Below are 18,849 nucleotides of genomic sequence, written 5' to 3'. Positions count from 1 at the left end.
ATGATAGATGGTTGATGCGAATCACTCTTGTTGCGTTCAGTTTACGGAATACTGTCGGCATTGACTTGTTGCTTAGGTTGACGTTAACGTAAACGAAAACTAGGCTGCAACGCAAGCAATCGGTCAATATTTTGCGAATTCTGGTTTGAGGGAACCTAATATGACAATTAAAACAGTGGGTGTGCTTGGCGCAGGCACCATGGGGAGTGGGATTGCACAAGTCTTCGCCCGCAACGGCTTCACCGTGCATCTGGTCGATAACCAACCCAGCCACCTGCAACAGGCCGTGACCAAAATTCAGAAAGGGCTCGATAAGTGTATTGAGCGGGGCATGATCGATGAAGCCCGTAAAGACAATGCCTTGTCGATCATTCATACCTCTCCGCAAATGGATGTTTTTAAAAGTTGTGATCTCGTGGTTGAGGCGGTTACTGAAGAAGAGCCGACCAAAATCGCGTTGTTTCAGAGTATTGACCGAATATGCCCGGATCACACCATTCTGGCGTCAAACACCAGTGCTATTTCTCTAACCCGTATGGCAGCATCAACCAAGCGTCCGGATCGTTTTATGGGTATGCATTTCATGAATCCGGTACCCATCATGGAATTGGTGGAGCTGATCCGTGGTTTGCAAACCAGCGATGAAACCTTTAATGCCCTGTTTGAGATCAGTAAGCAGCTGAATAAAACGCCAGTAACCGTAAAAGATTTTCCGGGTTTCGTCTCGAACCGGATTCTGATGCCGATGATCAATGAAGCCATCTATACCCTGTACGAAGGGGTGGCGACGACAGAAGACATCGATGCGGTGATGACGCTGGGCATGAATCACCCGATGGGGCCCTTACGTCTGGCGGATATGATTGGACTGGATACGTGTCTGTTTATCATGAACGTCCTGCATGACGGCTTTAAAGACAGCAAATACCGACCTTGTCCGTTGCTGCAACAAATGGTGGACGCTGGCTATCTCGGCAAGAAATCCGGTAAGGGTTTTTACGACTATTAATATCTTGAACGAACCAACCGTAGAACATAGCAGTGGTCGCGCAATCGTGTGCGGCCAGCCCGTTGACAGTCCACCAAGTTGAGGTGAGCGGGCACCCGGGGGCCATAAGCCCCGCATTTTTCAGTGTTTGCCGCATGGGCTAAACACAGGTCAGCCAACAACAATAAATGATCGGCAAACCCACAAGGTTTATGTCGACAGACCGGAGAGAACAATGAGTACAGAAATTCCGCTGCGCGTGGTGACAGCTGCGAGCCTGTTTGATGGTCATGACGCCGCCATTAACGTGATGCGACGGCTTATTCAGGATCGAGGGTGCGAAGTCATTCATCTGGGTCACAACCGTTCGGTCGATGACATCGTTCAGGCAGCGTTACAGGAAGACGCCGACGCAATTGCCCTGAGTTCTTATCAGGGTGGGCATAATGAATTTTTTCGCTATCTCGTCGACCAGTTACAGGCCGCTGGTGCACCACACATCGCCATTATCGGTGGCGGTGGTGGCACGATTACCCCGGAAGAAATCGGCGAGTTGGAAGCCTATGGCGTCACCCGCATTTATCATCCGAATGACGGTATGACTTTGGGGTTGACCGGCATGATCGATGATGCCGTCGCTAAGATCGAAAAACACAAAGCTAAGCACCGTGCGCAGCTTTGTGAAACCGCACATCCATTTCTGAAACAGGCTCGCCAACTGAGTCTGATTGAACAGGGACAAACACGCGCTCCAGCAACGAAAACCGCCTGCCTGACGGTTGGTTTAACCGGTACCGGTGGCGCCGGTAAATCCAGTCTGACCGATGAACTGGTGTTGCGTTTCGCGACCGAGTTTCCGGACCGTACATTTGCGGTGCTGGCGATCGACCCGACTCGTCGGCGTACCGGCGGTGCCCTGTTGGGGGACCGGATTCGAATGAACAGCTTGCGCCAGGGTAATGTGTTTTTTCGTTCCATGGCGACGCGACGTCAGCATTTGTCGACCAATGCCATGCTACAAGAGGCGATTGCAGCCTTAACGCATATGGGGTTTGATCTAGTCTTTGTGGAAACCGCCGGTACCGGCCAGAGCGACTCCGCTATCGTCGACCTTGTGGATATCCCTGGTTACGTTATGACACCGGAATTTGGTGCCGCCAGTCAGCTGGAAAAGATAGATATGATCGACTTGGCGGACTGGATTGTCATCAATAAGTTTGATCGCAAAGGCGCGCACGATGCGCTGCGCGATGTACGCAAACAATGGCGCCGAAATCACAACGACTTTGCCACGCCGGACGAGCAGGTGCCGGTATTTCCGAGTATCGCCAGTCACTTTAACGACACCGGTGTGAACGGTTTTTTTAATGCGTTGTGCCAAACCCTGACGGCAAAAGATTCCCGTCAATGGCAGGCAGAACTGCCTGCCGGAGAACCCAAAACTCACATTTTGATACCAGGCAAACACCAGCGCTATCTGGCCGAAATTGCTGAACAGGGCCGCGACGTACATAAGCAATTGGCGCAACAGGCGGAGCTCGCGCGCCGTGCGCAACACCTGTTTGAAAGTCTGCAGGTGTTGGGTGTCGAGGTGGGTGAGCCGCTGGAAAAAATTCATGTCACCGCCGACGATACCGGATTGGCTAAGCTCATCGACCATTATCACGACTCACTGGCCGCGCTCACACCGGAGACAGTCGAGGCCATACAAAGCTGGTCGCCGCGCATGGCTGGCGTACAAACAGAAACCTTCTCTTATGACGTGCGTGGTAAAAGCATCACCGGCGAAAACTACCGCACCACACTCAGTGGTCAGAAGATTCCAAAGGTCGCTGCCAACCGAAGCAAAGACTGGGGTGAGCAGGTGCTGTTCAGCGGTCGAGAAAACTTACCTGGACATTTTCCTTATACCGCCGGTGTTTACCCGTATCGACGCGCCGGTGAAGACCCAACGCGGATGTTCGCCGGTGAAGGCACACCGGAACGCACCAATCGTCGCTTTCATTACCTGTCACGTGGGCAAAGTGCGGCTCGCTTATCCACCGCTTTTGACTCAGTGACGCTCTATGGTGAAGACCCGGCCGAACGGCCAGATGTGTATGGCAAGGTGGGTAACTCCGGCGTGTCGATCGCCAGTCTCGATGACATGAAAAAGCTCTATTCCGGGTTCGATTTATGTGCGCCGACGACGTCAGTCTCAATGACCATTAACGGTCCCGCGCCAATGATCCTGGCCATGTTCATGAACGCAGCCATTGACCAGCAGGTTGAAGTGTATTTGAAAGAAAATGGCCTGTGGAATGATGCTCAGAAAAAAATCAGCGCATTGCGTGGTACACATCAGGTGGCGTATCAAGGCGAGTTGCCCGAGGGGCACAATGGTTTGGGTTTGGGGCTGTTGGGTGTCACCGGCGATCAGTTGGTCGATGAACAAATCTATGCGCAAATCAAGCAGAAAACTCTGCAACAGGTGCGCGGTACCGTTCAAGCTGACATTTTGAAAGAAGACCAGGCACAAAACACCTGCATCTTCTCAACCGAGTTTGCCTTGCATCTGATGGGCGATGTGCAGCAATGGTTTATTGAACAGGGCGTACGGAATTTTTATTCTGTCAGTGTCAGCGGTTATCACATTGCTGAAGCCGGAGCGAACCCGATTACCCAGTTGGCCTTTACCCTCGCCAATGGTTTTACGCTGGTGGAATATTACCGGGCCCGAGGTATGGCGCTGAACGATTTTGCGCCGAACCTGAGCTTCTTTTTCAGTAACGGGATGGATGCCGAGTACGCGGTCATTGGTCGCGTGGCGCGTCGCATTTGGGCCAGAGCGATGAAGTACCGTTACGGTGCCAACGCACGTTCGCAAATGTTGAAATACCATATTCAAACGTCGGGTCGATCGTTGCACGCGCAGGAAATTCAGTTCAATGACATTCGCACCACGTTGCAGGCGCTGTACGCGCTGTTCGACAGTTGCAACAGCCTGCACACCAACGCCTTCGATGAAGCAATCACAACGCCGACCGAAGACAGCGTGCGCCGTGCGGTGGCGATTCAGTTGATCATCAATAAAGAGCTCGGCTTGAATCAGATCGAAAACCCATTACAAGGCTCGTACGCAATTGATTACCTCACCGACCTGGTGGAAGAAGCGGTGTATCAGGAATTTGAGCGACTCAGTGAGCGCGGCGGTGTGTTGGGTGCCATGGATACGATGTATCAGCGGTCTAAAATTCAGGATGAGTCCATGCTTTATGAACACAAAAAGCATTCCGGTGAATTGCCGTTAATCGGCGTTAATACGTTTCTCGGGAAGGACAGTCAGGCGCAGAACAGCGACCTTGAGCTGGCCCGCTCAACCGACGACGAAAAAGCCCAGCAAATATCTGCCGTCAAAGCGTTTCAGCAACGCCACCAGGCGAAAACGGACGCTGCGTTACAGGCACTGCGAAGCGCCGCAGTCCACAATGACAATGTGTTTGCTGTGTTAATGGACGCGGTTAAGGTGGCCAGCCTCGGACAGATCAGTCACAGCCTGTATCAGGTTGGCGGGGAATATCGGCGTAATGTGTAGTTGACCCATTAATTAGGTTGCCAGACATAGCCCTTACCGCGAATGGTTTTAATCCATTCCGGGTTGGGCAGTTTTTTGCGCAGATCGGACACCAAGATGTCGACGGTTCTGGAATAACCGTCGTGTTCAATACCACGCACCGCCAGCATGACCTGATCCCGGCTAACGCTTTGCCCTTGGCTGTTCAGCAATAATTGCAACAACCGAAATTCAGGTTGCGACAGCGGCAGCTTTTGCCCCTGGTACTCTATGATTTCGGCTTCTGCAAATACACGGAAAGCGGGTTTTTGTGAAGCCGGTTCAGCTGTTGGCTCGCGCTGACTGCGGCGTAAATGCGCGCGTATGTGAGCCAACAGTAAGCGCGGTTCGACGGGCTTGGTCAGATAGTCATCACCACCGACTTCCAGACCCAAAATTTCATCCAGCGCGTCGCCTTTGGCCGTTAGGAAAATGATGGGTCCCTGATAGTCGGACCGCAGCTGACGGCAAACTTCCACGCCATCGATACCGGGCAGCATAATATCGAGTAACACACAATCGGGTTGTTGTTCAGGGATTTGTGCAACGGCTGAGTGGCCATCGCTGAAGTGGGTAACCCGATAGCCCTGTTTTTCTATGTAGGTTTTTGTTAGCTGTGCCAACGCCTGATCATCTTCAACCAGGGCGATGTGGGCGTAGTCAAAAGTGTTGGTCATGGTTTAAAACGGCTGCCAGTTCAACGTCAGTTTAGTGTACCAAAGCGTGCTTGTAGACAGCGTAGCACCGGTTTGCGATTGCAGCCCGATTTGCGGCGTTATTGGCCAGGTGACCTGAGCATAACCGCTCAGTTCTGCGGTTGGCGCGTCATACTCTGCCTGCAGAGTGGGTTTCCATCGGTTGTTCAATCTGAATTTTGTGGTCAACTGGTCGAATTGCCATTGTTGGCTATCGTACTGAGCTTCAAGACTCAGGCTCGCCGTCCAGTCTCCAGAATTCACCCTGGCCGATTCGGTGATTTTAAATTGTGGACGTTGCGTGGACCCTTGCAGGGCGGTCGTCAAAGTCAATATCGCAAACCGAACAGACAATTCAGATACGGCTCCAACACTGAGTGAGTCACTCTGATTCTGCAGCGTGGCGCCCATACTGAGTGATGCCGGCGCGGCCTCGGCCATCACGCCTGCGGTTACTAACAGGCTGCTGAGTGAGGTGTCGTTTTGCCAGTAGTAGCGGTTGGTTCCCGAAAATTTGCCATATAGGCCGGGTGTCAAAGGGTATCCCCAGGCATCTGTGGAGCGACCCCTGTGTTGACCTGCGGTGACAATGGAGAAATCATGGCTGACACCTGAATCGCTTTGGTACCGGACGCCAGCGCCCAGCAGCATATGTGCGCGGTCAGACGACGGTGGTGATAGCTTTGCCTGAATGATGCGCAGTTTGACGGCGGCGGCGACTTTAGCAGGTAATTCGTCTTCGGTTAGTGCGGACTGCCACCAAGACAAGGCTGACTCCAGATCTCCCAACTGTAGGTACAAAGCCCCCAATTCAAGTTTCAAGCGAGGGTGATAGCAGTTGCCCAGTCCATCTTTCAGCTCATTAATGGCCGCAAATGTTTTGCCACGCTCTGCCAGGGACTGACTTAGGGTAATCCGTTCATCGCTGCTACAGGCCAGTGCCGGTGCAGACAGGCAGATAAGACCAAGCAATGACAAAAACCTTTTCACCGTCACGGCCCCTCCACTTCAGGCTCGTCCGGTTCATCGATTTCGTCAATCTCATCTAATTCGTCTTCCAGATCATCCAGTTCGTCTTCGCGTTCGTCATCCAGCTCATCTTGCTGCTTTTTAAGTTCTTTCAGATCGTCCTCGAGGGCATCGTTGGCGTCATCCAATTGGTCCTTCAACCAATCTTCAATTTCATCGGCAATGTCTTCATTGGATTCCCCTTGCAGGCGATCGAGCAAGGCTGATAACTCGCTGTTGTCCTGAAAGTCCAGATTCAACGTCAGTAGCCAGTTTTGAAGGTCTTCTTCCCGGCCAGCGAGATCATCAGAAGAGCGGGATTGGAGTTGGTCATAGAGCCGATCAATGGCTTGGTTCGGATCAGACGCTGTGGTCAGCAGGTTGTCAGGCAGGTCGTCCCAGGAGCCCCATTCGTCAGCACCTGCGCTCGCCACCGCGACTAAAACTGATACCACAAGCAAACTAAATTTCACGTCAACGCATCCAGTGCCATATTAGGATTGAGAATACCTCGCCGGGCCACGTTATTCGAGTCCTACATTGTTCGTAAAATGTAGGTGGACACAAAAACAGCTGCCACCCAAAGGACTGGTACATACACTGAAATCGCCGCCGTAGTGGCTTACGGTGGCGTCCACAATGGCCAACCCCAATCCATGATTGTTTTCATTGAGGTTGCGGTGTGTTTGCTGGCGTTGAAATGGTTGCTTAAGCGCCTCAAATTGCTCATCCGATAACCCTTTACCGTTGTCGTGCACACTGAATTCCAAGACGTTGCCCTGACATGACAGATTGACCTTCAGCTTACCGTGCCCGTACTGAACCGCATTTTTAATCAGGTTATCGGTAATCCGCCGCCAGTGAGTAGCTAACATGGGAATCTGACGATCCTGTTGAGGGTGCACGACATCCAAATGAGCCCCTTCTGGAACATTGGCCAGGCTATGGGTCAATTCTGCCACCGCCCAGCACTGCACTTCATCGGGACTCGATTGTTTTAGCTGGTGGTACAGCAGCAATTCTTGCGTCAGGTTGCTCAATAAGGTCACATCGGTGCGGATCTGTTCGACATAGGGGTTTTCATCGGCATCGGGCAGCAAGGCGAGGGCAAACTGAATGCGCGCAAGCGGCGTTTTTAAGTCGTGTGATACGGCCTGATTAAGCTGCCGATTAAGGCGAACCTGTTCAATCAGCCGGTGCGCCATGCGTTCAATATGTTTTGCCAGTTGACCGACATTGTCGTTGTGATCCGTGGGTAACCGGACACTGTCAGATTGCTCATCAATATGGTCTACGGCGCTTAGAAGTTCTGTAAAACGACGCTGGATTGGACGTACCCAAAGTGAAAAAGCCAGACTCAGCAGCATCAGGCTGAATACAAACAGCGACACCCATTGCTCTGGCGTAAAAAGCTGAAAAGTGGGGATGGGACCCAAACGGATGAGTTGTCGGGCACCTGCGGGAAAGTAAAACGTATCGGTACCGGCTTCCGCGTCCGTGACACGGATGCTCTGGCCATTGCTCAGCTGTCTTAAAAATAGCGCGTTGAGGGCCTCGTTGTCACGGTTGACTCGGTCTAAGGGCCAGGGTGTTTGTGCGATTAATGCCTGGAACTTTGCTTCACGCAAGTCGGCAGGCACGTTAGATAGCGCTCCCAAAATCAGCCAGCCGTGTGCTTTATGCCAATCGTCCCAGTTTTCCACCGGTATCGCGATGGCCCGGTTTGAGTCCAGCGGTATCTGTACCGAGACGGTATTGTTAAATGGATTGACGGACAAAAGGGTGCGCGAGTCCGTGGTGTCCTGTAATTGCCATTGAGTGCCGGAAAGGGTCGACATCAAGGCCAGCCAGTTGCTGTGTTCATCGACATCCAGGGACAGCCAGGCTGCCTTGGCCAGTTCCACTACCGGATCAACCCCTACCGTCGCATAGCGTTGCAGTTTTAAGTGACCATAGCCATAGAGCGCCGCGCCGATGATCGTCAGCAGAGCGACCAGCGTGGCGGTGAATGTCAGGTAAAGTCGGGAAAACAGATTCGTCATGAATCTCGCTCGTTGCTTCATTAAAAGATGTTTTCAAAGTTCGCACACTGTACCGCCTGGCCATGTGACTGGCTATGTGTCGCTACAAAACCCGAACACTTCTCTAACATTGTAGGTGAAAGATCGGCGCTAGAGTTAGGTCACTGACCAACGAGGTAGATCCTATGAAAGCACTTTTCCCAGTTACTCTTTTTTCTGCACTGACGCTTGTTGCCTGTAATCCATCGGCCACTCAGGATGATGGCAAAGGCGCCGTAACATTGTCTTTTTCGGCATCCCAGACCGCGCGCACCATGTTGCGCACCACCATTAATGATATTCCCGTGACGGATACTGCCGGTAATGTCAGCGGAAACATAAACATGACCGAGGCGTGGATGGTCGTTAAGGAAATTGAACTGGAACACGAAGACGATGATGACACCGCGGATCTAGATGAAAGCAAGTTAGAATTCATTGGCCCGTACGCCTTGGATTTATTGTCCGGCATGACCTATCCAGCCTTACCGGAGGTGACGATCGACACCGGTCTGTATGCAGACATTGAACTGGACATTGAGAAATTAGCCAGCGAAGACCTGGTTGGTATGCCGGATCTGCCACAGGGTGTGGCGGATAAACTGCTCACTTATTCGTTGTACATTGAAGGCAGTTACACCAGCGCCGATGGCACCACTTATGTCGCCATACCGTTCACGCTGTCTTATGACCAGACGGATGAATTTGAGTTTTCCGGAACCGATTTCAGCGCTGGCTTCGTCGTTGATGATCAGGGCATTAATGACATAATCGTCGCGTTCCGCCTGAATGAATGGTTCCGCTTTGATAACACAGAAACCAACAGTGACAACTGGACGTTGGAAGACGCTGTTATTAACAACGGAAACGGCGATGAAATCATGTTAAGCGGCAATACCAACAGTGAAGTCATGAATGTTATTGAAGACAACATCGAAGATTCTGCGGAATACGGTAAAGATGAAGATGGCGATCACGAACTGGATGAAGACGAAGACGATGATGGTATCGACAGCTGAACCTCAATGACGCTGATATTGCCTATAAAAGACCTCTCCTGATGAGGTCTTTTTGTTAGTACGCCTCTGATCTGACAAACCTTTCAATTCGCCTCGTTTTAGTTGAAGTTCGGGTAATGACATCAATCTGGTTTCTCCAAATTGCCAGACCAAACAGACGAAACGATCCCGAGGTTTGGTAATAGAAGACACTGCCTTCTGCGGTGGACGTAACATCTTGAACCTTAATTTCGTCAAAAGTAGCTGCAAGCCCAGCAAATTGGGCGGGTCTGCGAGTTCGTCGTATACCCGATCTGCTCGGGCTTTAATGGTTTCGTGAAGGTCAGTTCAATTATTTTCATGGTTGGCCCGTTAAAAACAGGCCATAACCACCCGTGGTTCAGGTATGTTGAAAAAAAAATTTTTATTTTTTTGCATCTAAAACCGGATCGGCCGTCGTTTCTAAAGGTGAACCTAACACACAAAAGGAAAACCCATGAAACTTCAATCAATGATCATCGCAACTTTACTTTCTTCTGCCGCTCTAACTGCCTGTGCTGGCAACGGTTATGGTAGCAATACCACAACCAATGACAGTTATGGCAATAAAGCCGTTACCCTGGCTCAGGCAGACACGGTGGTGACCAAGGTTAATACGTCGCTTGGTGAGGTATTTGCAACATCCAAGGGCTTAACGTTGTATATCTTCACCAAGGATGAAGCTGGAAAATCGAACTGCGACGGTGGCTGTGCCGCAAATTGGCCACCATTTATGGCCAAAAAGGACGCCAAAACCTGGGGCGACTTTACGGTGATTGAACGAGGCGACGGGTCTTATCAATGGGCCTACAAAAATCAACCTCTTTATACCTGGGTCGGAGACCAAAAAGAAGGTGACATTAATGGTCACGGCATTGGAAACGTGTGGTACGCTGCGCAAACCAAATAAAAACGAGAGTACTCCGTTTTGAACCAAGACGCGTGGAAGAGAGAAGTAGAGCAGAGGCTCGCGCAGGTGAAGCTGAGACATCAGCCTGCGTTTGCCGAGCTCTATGATTTAACGAACGCCAAACTGTATGGCCTGATTCTGAAAATTATTCCCGATGAAGGCCTCGCGGCCGATGTATTGCAGGATGCCTACAGTAAAATCTGGACCAATGCGGATCAGTACCGGGCCGACTTAGGCTCGGCCTGGTCATGGTTGTGTCAGTTAACGCGTAATCAGGCCATCGATCGTATCCGGCAACGCAAACGTTTAAACGAAACCGATGACAGTACGGTTGTCGAAGACTTCAGCGCGGATACCTCAACATTGTGGCCAGAACATGTGGATTTGGGGCGGTGCCTGCAGTTGATTAAGAAAGAGCAGCAAAACGTCATTATCTCGTCTTACGTGTATGGCTGGTCTCACGCAGAACTAATGGAGAAGTTTGACGCACCATTAGGCACGTTGAAGTCGTGGATACGACGTGGGTTGCAGGAGTTGCGCGAATGCTTAGAAGCGTAAGATACCAGAACCCCAAGGTTCGTGATCATCTGGCGAGTCAATACGCCATGGGCTTATTGTTGCCTGCGGTCAAGCGACGGGTGGAAAAACTGATGCAGCAAGACCCAACCTTCGAACGTGAGGTGATCGCCTGGCAAGAACGCCTGGCACCGCTGAATGAGCTGCCTAAGGAGGTAGCGGCCCCGGCCTATGTTAAAGAAAAAGTTATGGCTCAGATTCAGGGGAAATCCGCACCGGGTACCAAAACAATAGCGTCCTGGTGGCAATCGCTTTGGTTCTGGCAAGGTATTGCTATGGCCTCAATGGCATTGTTTATTCTGTTAGCGGTACAACCGTTCGGCACGAGTGTTCCTGAGATTCCAAAACTTTCCTATGTGGCGGTTATGCAAACGGCCCTGGCGAGCGGAGAAGCGCCGCTTGTGATTAGCGCTTATGGCAAAACGGAAAAAACACCGTCACGTCTGGAATTGCGATGGAACGATCGCACCGATCGACAAAGCGTTGATCAGGCCACGCTGTGGGCAATTGAACGAGACACCGGCAACGTGACGCAGTTAACCACGTTGGCGGCTGGTGCAACCCGCATCGACTTGAATGGAAGCCAATGGCAGGCCGTTAAAAACAGCTTGGAATTGGTTGTCGTAAAAGGCAACGACTTTAACGGCGAAGTCCTGATGCGCGGTATCTGTATTCAGTTGGCGGATTGGAACCAAGCGTAAATTCGCTTGGTTCCGGGCTTGAATTCATTGATGAATGGCACTTACTTCAGTTTATATAGTTTTTATCTACGACATTTGCATGACACGGTTTCACTGGGATATTTTCGCCGTCAAGGATCAAACCGGTCTGACGATTCAGGCTTGGCTCTTATCAGTCCCAGTCCCAGTCGCGGTCACAAACGACTGATCAAACTTCTCAATTTCGTCTTAGACAGGTCATTTGAGAGGCGGCAAAATCCGCTGCAAGAGTTACTTTCTCGATAGATAAAACCAACCTCTAAATTCTATGTACCAAAGACTGGCGTAAATAACTGTTTCGTCGCATCTGCTTTGGCTGACATGACGGACACATCGCAACGGATTAAAGAGCATGGATGCCCTTGTAAGCGCCGCGCGTGCAGGGATGCACGCTCAAGCGACCGTTCGAAGCACGTGTCCGGTATGGCAGAAAACCAAAGCGGGCGACAAAAGGGGGGGTTAAAATCGATTAAAAGCGAAGCCCCAATGGGCTTCGATTCGATTTTAACGACTTCACCTCTGGTGAAGGCCGGATCAAGGGGATCGCCCCTTGGAAAGAAAAATCCTCCGAGAGATTCATGCGTTAAAAACTAACAAAGTTCAAGTAAACATCATCCCGGGCTGTCGCCTTGAAAAGAAAAATCCTCCTCCGAGCGGCTCTAGTATCAAGAACCGAATCACAGTCGCCGGACTGGATTGGTTCTTCACACCAAGGAATTCACCGTTGAACTGGTTCGCAAAGGTCCTCTAAGCCTGCTGCCGCCTTTCCGGGCAGGAATTCGGTAATGCGGTAGTTCGCAACATTCGCTTGATAAAACGAATCTTCTTCAATTAACGCTTCGATCGCCTGACGTGAATTCGCTTTGGCAATAATGATGCCCCCGCTTCGGGGTTCTTTACGACCAGACATTACAAATACGCCTGCGTCGTAGTATTTATTTAAAAATATGACGTGCTCTGGGATCAGTGGGTCAATTTTATCTAAGCTTACGGTGTACTCGATATCAATGATAAACACGAACGATGCCTTTCTTTGCCAGAAAATGGGTGAGATTACGGCCATTAACGTGCCATGACAACCGGCGACAAGTTGCATGGTTGTTTGTTAGCATTTACCAACGCCAGTACAGGAGATTATTTTTTGGCTGTCACATTCCGTAAACCAAGTTGGCCTGCGTTGCTCTTTTCGTTGCCGTTCTTTGGTGTTGGCCTCGGCTTTCTTTTCATCAGCGTTATTCCAACCTTATACCTTGGTGCGACAGTACCGGGTTGGGATCGCATTCCAGCGACGCTCTCGTCTGTTAACCTGAGCGTCTCACATGGCGACAGCACCAGTTATCAGGCACAAGCCAGTTACTACTATGATGTTGACGGCCAGCGTTACCAGGGAAATCAGGTTGGTTTCAGTAAGGGGAGCGATAATGTTGGCCGCTGGCAGCAGAACGCCTACCGAGTGTTGAAACAGGCATACGACAGCAACGAACCCATGTTTGCCTACGTTCATCCTGACGAACCCGAACGGGTCTATTTGTTTGCGGATATCCGCTGGGGGTTGCTCGGATTCAAACTGATTTTCGTCGTTGTGTTTGGTGGAGTTGGTGGCGGCCTGTTTTTTAGTTCCTTTTTGGTATCGTCCCGGAAGCAATCGCCGCTGAATGACGGTGTGCTTGACGCAGAAACAACGGCAACGGCGTCCTCGTCGCCTATTTATTCATCGGCCCGTGTGATTGTTTGGAGTTATTTAGGAATCGCGGTGTTTATCGCGGCGGTGAGCAGTCCAATTTTGTTCGATTTCTGGGATGAGTGGTCCAGCGGCAACAAGGCCATTCTGATCGCAATGGTGTTTCCGGTTATTGCCGTTGGCTTCTTTGTCGCGTTCTTTAAAGAATGGCTGAAACTGTTAAAGTTTGGTCGAAGTCCATTGCTGTTATCACCTTACCCCGCCTCTGTTGGCGGTCATTTGGCCGCTACCGTGAACACAAATATTGCCTATCAACGCGGCCAACAGGTCCGGGTTATTGTGTCCTGCATTAATCGCTACACATCCCGATCCGGTGGTAAAAGCCGAACGCGTGAGACGACGATATGGCACAGCGAGGGATTGGCTTATATCGAGCGCAGTTCGCAGGGAAAAACCCGTTTGCGTTTTGCGTTCAATCTGCCGGACCATGTGCCAACCACAACGCCTTCGTCTAAAAACTATCATTTCTGGCGCGTGGATATTGACACCACCGTCGGGGGGACGGCATTTAAACGCGCATTTACAGTGCCGGTCATGCGAGTCCGTGGCGCACAACCAACTCAACAGTTTCTGGCAGACCAGCACCCGCAACTGAACGAGTTAACTGAAAGTCGGCTGGCGTTGCTGCATATCGAAGAACAGGTAAATCAGCTGGTCATTACCGAGCCACGCTTTTCTTATATCTATGAACGAATGGGCGGTATTTTATTTGGCGCTGTATTTATGGGTTCTGGTATTGGCGTGTCGATGGCGGGTGCACCGTTTATTTTTCCATTGGTTTTTTGCCCGATCGGATTTTTGTTTTTCTGGATTTCACTGCGGAATCTGTTGACCAAAGTGGTCACCACCGCAACGGTGGATGGACTGCATCAGCAACGTTCATTCATCGGATTGATTCGAAAACAGCAGACCATCGCTGCGGATGAGCTATCTGCGTTGGACATTAATAAAGCGACGGGTTGGGAAAGCTCGCAAACGGCCAAGCGTCATTTTTTCACACTGCTGGCAAAAGGGCGCGGGAAGCAAACCATGAAGTTGATTGAACGGGTCGAAGGGAAAGAAGCCGCAACTGTCTTGAAAGATAAAATCATCAAACAGGTGGGGCCAGGCAATGTGCGTCGGCAAGATTAAACCTCATGGCGCTTGACTCAGTCGACACTCACTTTGATACAGTCCACGGCTTGCAGCCTGTCGAAAAACAAATCCACAGGAATCACCGATGGTGGCAAAAAGGCGCCTGTGCGTGACACTGTATCGTCTAACAGCAATCGCGCGGTCGTACTGACCGCTGCCGCTGTCATGAAAACTTCATCGCCGACACACTGAACGGATTTGACTGCTTGAAGACCTTGGTATTTGCCCGAAGCCGTCACGAATATCATTGATTCGGCCACGGCCGTTGCAGACTGCCCCGCAGATTTCAGCAGTTTCAGAAACAGGTGCCTGGTTCGTTGGTGTTTTGCCAGACCCAGTTTCATGCCAAGGTACATTAATGTGCCCTGAAATGTTGACTGGCAACCGGACCAAGCAGAGAGCCGGTTTAAGTCGTGTATTTCGGTCGCGCTCATCATGTCATAAGAAAAGGAAGGGCCCAGATAAACGGATTTGTGAAATGGTGGGTTGAATGTTTGCTGTTTACCCGACACCTTGTTGAGTTGCCATGTTTGATGTTGCCAGAGCAGAGGTGGATTCTTAAACAGATAGTGCATTTCCTGCAGTGATGCTGGGGACAGTGTTTCAATATTGGATCCAAAAATAAAGTTGATCTCTGCTTCAACGGGGGGCTCCAACTGTGACGCCAACCAGCAAACAGCAAGCGACGGTATGCCTGGGTTTGCGCCCATTCCGGTGATCAACGTGGCGTGATTTTCCTCAGCTGTCGACGCCAGTGAGAGAAAGCGTTTGCTGTACTCCATGCTTCCTGAGACATCGATATAGTCTATCCCTCGTTCCGCAGCAGTAGCCGCTAAAGCCAGTGGGGCATTGGTAAAAGGACCACCAAAACAATTGATGACCAGATCGATATTGATGAGCGCTTCTTGAACCGAAGGTAGCTCGTTAGCATCCAATGTGCACGAGGATGCGTTGAATTCTTGCGCGGTTTCCTCGGCCTTGATGCGATTACGGCCTGCAATAATCAGTTGTAAATCTTGGTCGCCACAGAGTTGTTCAACAACCAATCGCCCAACCGTGCCATAGCCACCAACAATCAATACTCGTCGTTTTTCCATGCCTTCTATTCCTTTAATTCTGCTTCGCTCAATTCACCTCAGTTTCGGTAAATCAAAGGCTGGTTGAGGTTTTTCGTTCATGTTTTGGCGCAGAATAGTAACGGAAGAGCGAATAAGCGAAGACCTACTCAGATCAAACAAACGGCGTTGCTCTTCTTGAAAAGATCTCGATATTCTCTACAAAGAGCGCCTTGTACTGGCGCTTCCCATGAGCTCTGAAACGATACGAACTTCAGACTCAGGACACTATTATGGATTGTGGCGTCTTACACGGCTCATTGCTGGGTTGAACGAGCGCTTGCTGATTCGTTCATAGCAATCCAACGAGGTGAACCAAGCCAATTAACAGGCACACAATGGAACTCCAAAACCAGAATGCCGGGCTGTTCTGTGCGATCGTCGGGTGTTGGTTAAACAACATGGCGACAAAGCCTAAAGTCCCTCTGATGAGGTAAATAATGGTGATCAGCCAGAGCACCGGTATGGTAAAGGGTAAGGGGGGCAACCATTGTGCGGCGGACCAGGCATAAAAGGCCCAGATAGTCAGGACCAGCGCAATACCACTGGTGATCAGGGTGGGTCTTGGTGAGCCTTGTTCCGCAAGCGTTGCCATACGTTCACCTGCACCGAACAGTCGATACCAGCGAGGCCCTTTGATCATCACGCCAACATGGAGAAGAGCGGCTAACAGGCTACATGCGCCAGCTATGGTCATCATGGTAACTGCCATCATTAAATTTCCTCAAAGTATTCGCAGGTACATGCCAGCGGATTTGGGCAACTCTGCTTTAGTAAAACCAAATTGCTGGTAGAAATCTGGCGTGCCGTGGTCGGCCATTAAACTGACATACGCTGTTTTTGGTGCGTTTTCCTGAAGCCAGGCAACCAGCGCGTTCATGATTATCCGACCCACGCCCTTGCCCTGATGTTCCGGCAAAACCGCCATGTCCGTTATTTCAAAAAAACAACCACCGTCGCCGATGATCCGTCCAATGCCGACACGTTGCGATTTGTAATACACCGTCACGGCATGCAAGGAGTTGGGTAGTCCGCGTTCTGCGGCTTGTTCCGATTTACGTGACAAGCCAGCGGCGAGCCGAATCGCAATGTAGTCCTCTACCGGGGGAATTTCGATTTTCAGTTGGTACATAACTTAAGGTTGTCAATTGGAATTCAGCGCCAGTATAAAGGCTAAACTGTCGTTAATTAACAAATAATATTGCGCGGCAAAGGCCGCCGACACGAATGCAGGTATTATAAATTCGGGCTTGAGAAATATCGGATTGAAAAGACAGAAAAGCATAGCCGGTGCGGCCATGCTCTTCTGCAGGGGCTGTTAACGAGGACCCGCCTGAGTGGCAACGGAGTCAGGTAACGTTGCCGGGTCATCTAACCGATAAGAGTAGAGATTCACGTCGCCGAACACCGCGTTGCCGCTGTCCCGTTCTGGGTCCGTGGCAGAGATGCCGGTATAGATGTTCCCTAGCGCGTTCATATAGCCTGATTCGTTCCAGTGAGGACGACGGCTGTTTTCGAACACATTGTTTTCGATCAAGGCCTCGGCTCTGTTCGCGGTGCTGATCGCGAAATAAGTCACGTTCTTCCAATAGTTGTTAAACAGATGTACCCGGGTTTTGTCTCCAACCAGTTTAGGGTTACGACCGGAGACGTGATCAAAATAATTATGATGCAGTGTCGCCTGAGAATCTTGAAGTAACAGGGTGTAGTGATGTTGTCTGCCGCAAACATAACCGTTAAATCCGTCGAAATGGTTCCAGCTTAACGTCATGTTCTGGCTGCTACGAGCATCCAGGTGTCCATCGCTGATGCGCTTGGTTTTTACATGGTCTATCCAAATGTGACTGGCGTTGTCGGCGCTGATTGCGTCACCGGCTTCCACCAAATGAGGGTTGATTTCTTCAATACTGAGATTACTGACAATAATGTTTTTCTGGCCAGACAGGTTCAGGCTAACGCCCAGTAATCGACTGTTGGCACCGAGCCCTACCAGCGTTTTGTTGGACTTCACGTTAATGCGTATATCGTATCGGGGTTGCGTCACCGTTGCGTTGGTATTGCTGCCAAGCTCTGTACAGGTCTGGTTACCAACCGGCACCCGATAGAACGTTTTTTCAGGTTCTCGATAGGAGGGACAAGAAATCTCACAGGCTTGGATCTTCCGAGGCTGAGTTCGGCAGTCCAATGTGGTATCCGGAATGAAAACGGTCAGTGCGCTGTCATTGGTTAAGGCGTTCTTCAGTTGATCACAGGTTTCAGCGACGATCATCGATCCGGCAGCACCGCCCGTTGTGCTTTGCAGGCCGTCAGAGCCCGGTTCATTGGCAAAACCAACGGCATCTTGGCAGAAGCCATTGGTCGGATTGAAATACCAGCGCTGTAAACCTTCTCCCTGTTCCTGCTTTTGAACAACGGCCGCGCCAATCTGATCCGAAGATGCCGTGAGCGCTTTGCCAGAATGTCTGGCACGTACGCTGAACCCACCAGAGCTGGATTTGACTAAATGCCACTGTTGATTTGGTCCGCTCAGATAAGGCCATTGCACGATAGCGGCGTTGTCGTAATCCGCAAAACCCAATACGTCCAGTGACATACCGCTGTGAGTGGCTTCAATGTTCCAGTAATTGCCATCAACCCGGGTGACTTTGAATGTTTGATTCGCCGCGCCTGTTGGTCGCCATTGAATGATCGCCGTGCCGGCTTCTGTCTCTTTGCGGTAAACATCCAAGGCCAGTCCGGATTGTCGATTGACCAGGGTGTACAGTCCTCCGCTTATCGGTACCGCATTACACATTGACGTTGCGCCAACCTCAGTCAGCGATGCTTTTGCTAGGCTTTGATCGGAAACGGGCGTTGCATCAGGCTCGTTGAGTGTTTCCACCTGACAGGCCGTAAGCCAGAGACAGGCAAGCGTAACGATGCTTTGCTGTTTGATTTTATTGAGCGTGTTTTTTTTCAGCATAGAAATAATTCCTTTTACGGGACTCGACCTTCCCGATTGTCCATTGAGTTGTTTTTTTTTAGCACCGGCCATGCTAAGGAGCGAAACGGTAGTCGTACAGAGAGCGTCACAAAGGATGAGAGATTGGTCACACAGAAAAAGCCCATTTGAATCGTAACAAACGGTTTTAACCGTTGCTGTTTCGTAGTTCGTGAATTTGTATGTTTACTTCTGAGATTAATTCATGAATGCACTGGAGCGGGAATCATCTGATCCGAAACTTATGATTGCACTCATCGATGAAATTTTTGGGCGGGCTAACTAAAATTAGAT

General features: G+C 50.5%; 16 protein-coding genes. 7 read left to right on the top strand and 9 right to left on the bottom strand.

Annotated features, from left to right (window positions below; translation table 11 throughout):
- Positions 1–160: 160 nt before the first annotated feature.
- Positions 161–1,009, top strand: a complete 849-nt coding sequence (locus tag IYN85_RS13315; protein WP_196159400.1) for a 3-hydroxybutyryl-CoA dehydrogenase — start codon at positions 161–163, stop codon at positions 1,007–1,009.
- Between the two features lie 214 nt (positions 1,010–1,223).
- Complete coding sequence (locus IYN85_RS13310) at positions 1,224–4,562, top strand: methylmalonyl-CoA mutase family protein (RefSeq protein WP_196159399.1); 3,339 nt, start codon at positions 1,224–1,226, stop codon at positions 4,560–4,562.
- An 8-nt stretch (positions 4,563–4,570) separates the two neighbouring features.
- Here IYN85_RS13310 and IYN85_RS13305 read toward each other — a convergent pair whose 3' ends face one another.
- Genes IYN85_RS13305 through IYN85_RS13290 form a run of 4 tightly spaced genes read right to left on the bottom strand, consistent with a single transcriptional unit; the run spans position 4,571 to position 8,325 of the window.
- A complete protein-coding gene (locus tag IYN85_RS13305; protein WP_196159398.1) occupies positions 4,571–5,257 on the bottom strand; it encodes a response regulator transcription factor in 687 nt (228 codons plus the stop codon).
- A gap of 3 nt (positions 5,258–5,260) precedes the next feature.
- Positions 5,261–6,271 (bottom strand): lipopolysaccharide assembly protein LapB, encoded by a 1,011-nt coding sequence (locus IYN85_RS13300; RefSeq protein WP_196159397.1) that lies wholly within the window; start codon positions 6,269–6,271, stop codon positions 5,261–5,263.
- Complete coding sequence (locus tag IYN85_RS13295; RefSeq protein ID WP_196159396.1) at positions 6,268–6,756, bottom strand: hypothetical protein; 489 nt, start codon at positions 6,754–6,756, stop codon at positions 6,268–6,270. The genes IYN85_RS13300 and IYN85_RS13295 overlap by 4 nt, the downstream gene beginning before the upstream one ends.
- Before the next feature lie 51 nt (positions 6,757–6,807).
- Positions 6,808–8,325, bottom strand: coding sequence for a HAMP domain-containing sensor histidine kinase (locus tag IYN85_RS13290; RefSeq protein ID WP_196159395.1), 1,518 nt, complete (start codon positions 8,323–8,325; stop codon positions 6,808–6,810).
- 164 nt (positions 8,326–8,489) lie between these two features.
- Here IYN85_RS13290 and IYN85_RS13285 point away from each other — a divergent pair, with 164 nt between their 5' ends.
- The 4 genes from IYN85_RS13285 (at position 8,490) to IYN85_RS13270 (ending at position 11,567) form a co-directional block, all read left to right on the top strand.
- Positions 8,490–9,362 (top strand): hypothetical protein, encoded by an 873-nt coding sequence (locus IYN85_RS13285; protein ID WP_196159394.1) that lies wholly within the window; start codon positions 8,490–8,492, stop codon positions 9,360–9,362.
- A 475-nt stretch (positions 9,363–9,837) separates the two neighbouring features.
- Positions 9,838–10,290 (top strand): hypothetical protein, encoded by a 453-nt coding sequence (locus IYN85_RS13280; protein ID WP_230390732.1) that lies wholly within the window; start codon positions 9,838–9,840, stop codon positions 10,288–10,290.
- A gap of 66 nt (positions 10,291–10,356) precedes the next feature.
- The gene (locus IYN85_RS13275; protein WP_370592203.1) at positions 10,357–10,848 is read left to right on the top strand and encodes a sigma-70 family RNA polymerase sigma factor; all 492 of its coding nucleotides are present in this window, start codon (positions 10,357–10,359) and stop codon (positions 10,846–10,848) included.
- Positions 10,833–11,567 (top strand): hypothetical protein, encoded by a 735-nt coding sequence (locus tag IYN85_RS13270; RefSeq protein ID WP_196159392.1) that lies wholly within the window; start codon positions 10,833–10,835, stop codon positions 11,565–11,567. The genes IYN85_RS13275 and IYN85_RS13270 overlap by 16 nt, the downstream gene beginning before the upstream one ends.
- Positions 11,568–12,303: 736 nt before the next feature.
- Here the strand turns inward: IYN85_RS13270 and IYN85_RS13265 are convergent.
- Positions 12,304–12,603, bottom strand: a complete 300-nt coding sequence (locus IYN85_RS13265; protein ID WP_196159391.1) for a YciI family protein — start codon at positions 12,601–12,603, stop codon at positions 12,304–12,306.
- A gap of 123 nt (positions 12,604–12,726) precedes the next feature.
- Between IYN85_RS13265 and IYN85_RS13260 the strand changes: the two genes are divergently transcribed.
- On the top strand, positions 12,727–14,457 hold the full coding sequence (locus IYN85_RS13260) for a DUF3592 domain-containing protein (RefSeq protein WP_196159390.1): 1,731 nt from the start codon (positions 12,727–12,729) through the stop codon (positions 14,455–14,457).
- Positions 14,458–14,474: 17 nt separating this feature from the next.
- Here the strand turns inward: IYN85_RS13260 and IYN85_RS13255 are convergent, their stop codons facing one another.
- The 4 genes from IYN85_RS13255 to IYN85_RS13240 form a co-directional block, all read right to left on the bottom strand.
- A complete protein-coding gene (locus IYN85_RS13255; protein ID WP_196159389.1) occupies positions 14,475–15,557 on the bottom strand; it encodes a saccharopine dehydrogenase NADP-binding domain-containing protein in 1,083 nt (360 codons plus the stop codon).
- A 310-nt stretch (positions 15,558–15,867) separates the two neighbouring features.
- Positions 15,868–16,290: a hypothetical protein gene (locus IYN85_RS13250; protein WP_230390730.1), complete on the bottom strand. Its 423-nt coding sequence runs from the start codon at positions 16,288–16,290 to the stop codon at positions 15,868–15,870.
- A gap of 9 nt (positions 16,291–16,299) precedes the next feature.
- A complete protein-coding gene (locus tag IYN85_RS13245; RefSeq protein ID WP_196159388.1) occupies positions 16,300–16,707 on the bottom strand; it encodes a GNAT family N-acetyltransferase in 408 nt (135 codons plus the stop codon).
- A gap of 186 nt (positions 16,708–16,893) precedes the next feature.
- Positions 16,894–18,537 carry an RICIN domain-containing protein gene (locus IYN85_RS13240; protein WP_196159387.1) on the bottom strand — a complete coding sequence of 548 codons (1,644 nt, stop codon included), beginning with the start codon at positions 18,535–18,537 and terminating at the stop codon, positions 16,894–16,896.
- Positions 18,538–18,849 lie beyond the last annotated feature (312 nt).

Source organism: Reinekea sp. G2M2-21, assembly GCF_015687175.1.
Taxonomy (GTDB): Bacteria; Pseudomonadota; Gammaproteobacteria; order Pseudomonadales; family Natronospirillaceae; genus Reinekea.
The sequence above is the reverse complement of the archived record's forward strand: the minus strand, read 5'-3'. Positions and strand labels throughout refer to the sequence as shown.

Excerpts from the sequence above, each read along its gene's own strand:
- IYN85_RS13280 (WP_230390732.1), top strand. The coding sequence starts at position 9,838 with ATGAAACTTCAATCAATGATCATCGCAACTTTACTTTCTTCTGCCGCT.
- IYN85_RS13270 (WP_196159392.1), top strand. The coding sequence starts at position 10,833 with ATGCTTAGAAGCGTAAGATACCAGAACCCCAAGGTTCGTGATCATCTG.
- IYN85_RS13315 (WP_196159400.1), top strand. The coding sequence starts at position 161 with ATGACAATTAAAACAGTGGGTGTGCTTGGCGCAGGCACCATGGGGAGT.
- IYN85_RS13290 (WP_196159395.1), bottom strand. The coding sequence starts at position 8,325 with ATGACGAATCTGTTTTCCCGACTTTACCTGACATTCACCGCCACGCTG.
- IYN85_RS13310 (WP_196159399.1), top strand. The coding sequence starts at position 1,224 with ATGAGTACAGAAATTCCGCTGCGCGTGGTGACAGCTGCGAGCCTGTTT.
- IYN85_RS13255 (WP_196159389.1), bottom strand. The coding sequence starts at position 15,557 with ATGGAAAAACGACGAGTATTGATTGTTGGTGGCTATGGCACGGTTGGG.
- IYN85_RS13305 (WP_196159398.1), bottom strand. The coding sequence starts at position 5,257 with ATGACCAACACTTTTGACTACGCCCACATCGCCCTGGTTGAAGATGAT.
- IYN85_RS13245 (WP_196159388.1), bottom strand. The coding sequence starts at position 16,707 with ATGTACCAACTGAAAATCGAAATTCCCCCGGTAGAGGACTACATTGCG.
- IYN85_RS13250 (WP_230390730.1), bottom strand. The coding sequence starts at position 16,290 with ATGATGGCAGTTACCATGATGACCATAGCTGGCGCATGTAGCCTGTTA.
- IYN85_RS13240 (WP_196159387.1), bottom strand. The coding sequence starts at position 18,537 with ATGCTGAAAAAAAACACGCTCAATAAAATCAAACAGCAAAGCATCGTT.
- IYN85_RS13285 (WP_196159394.1), top strand. The coding sequence starts at position 8,490 with ATGAAAGCACTTTTCCCAGTTACTCTTTTTTCTGCACTGACGCTTGTT.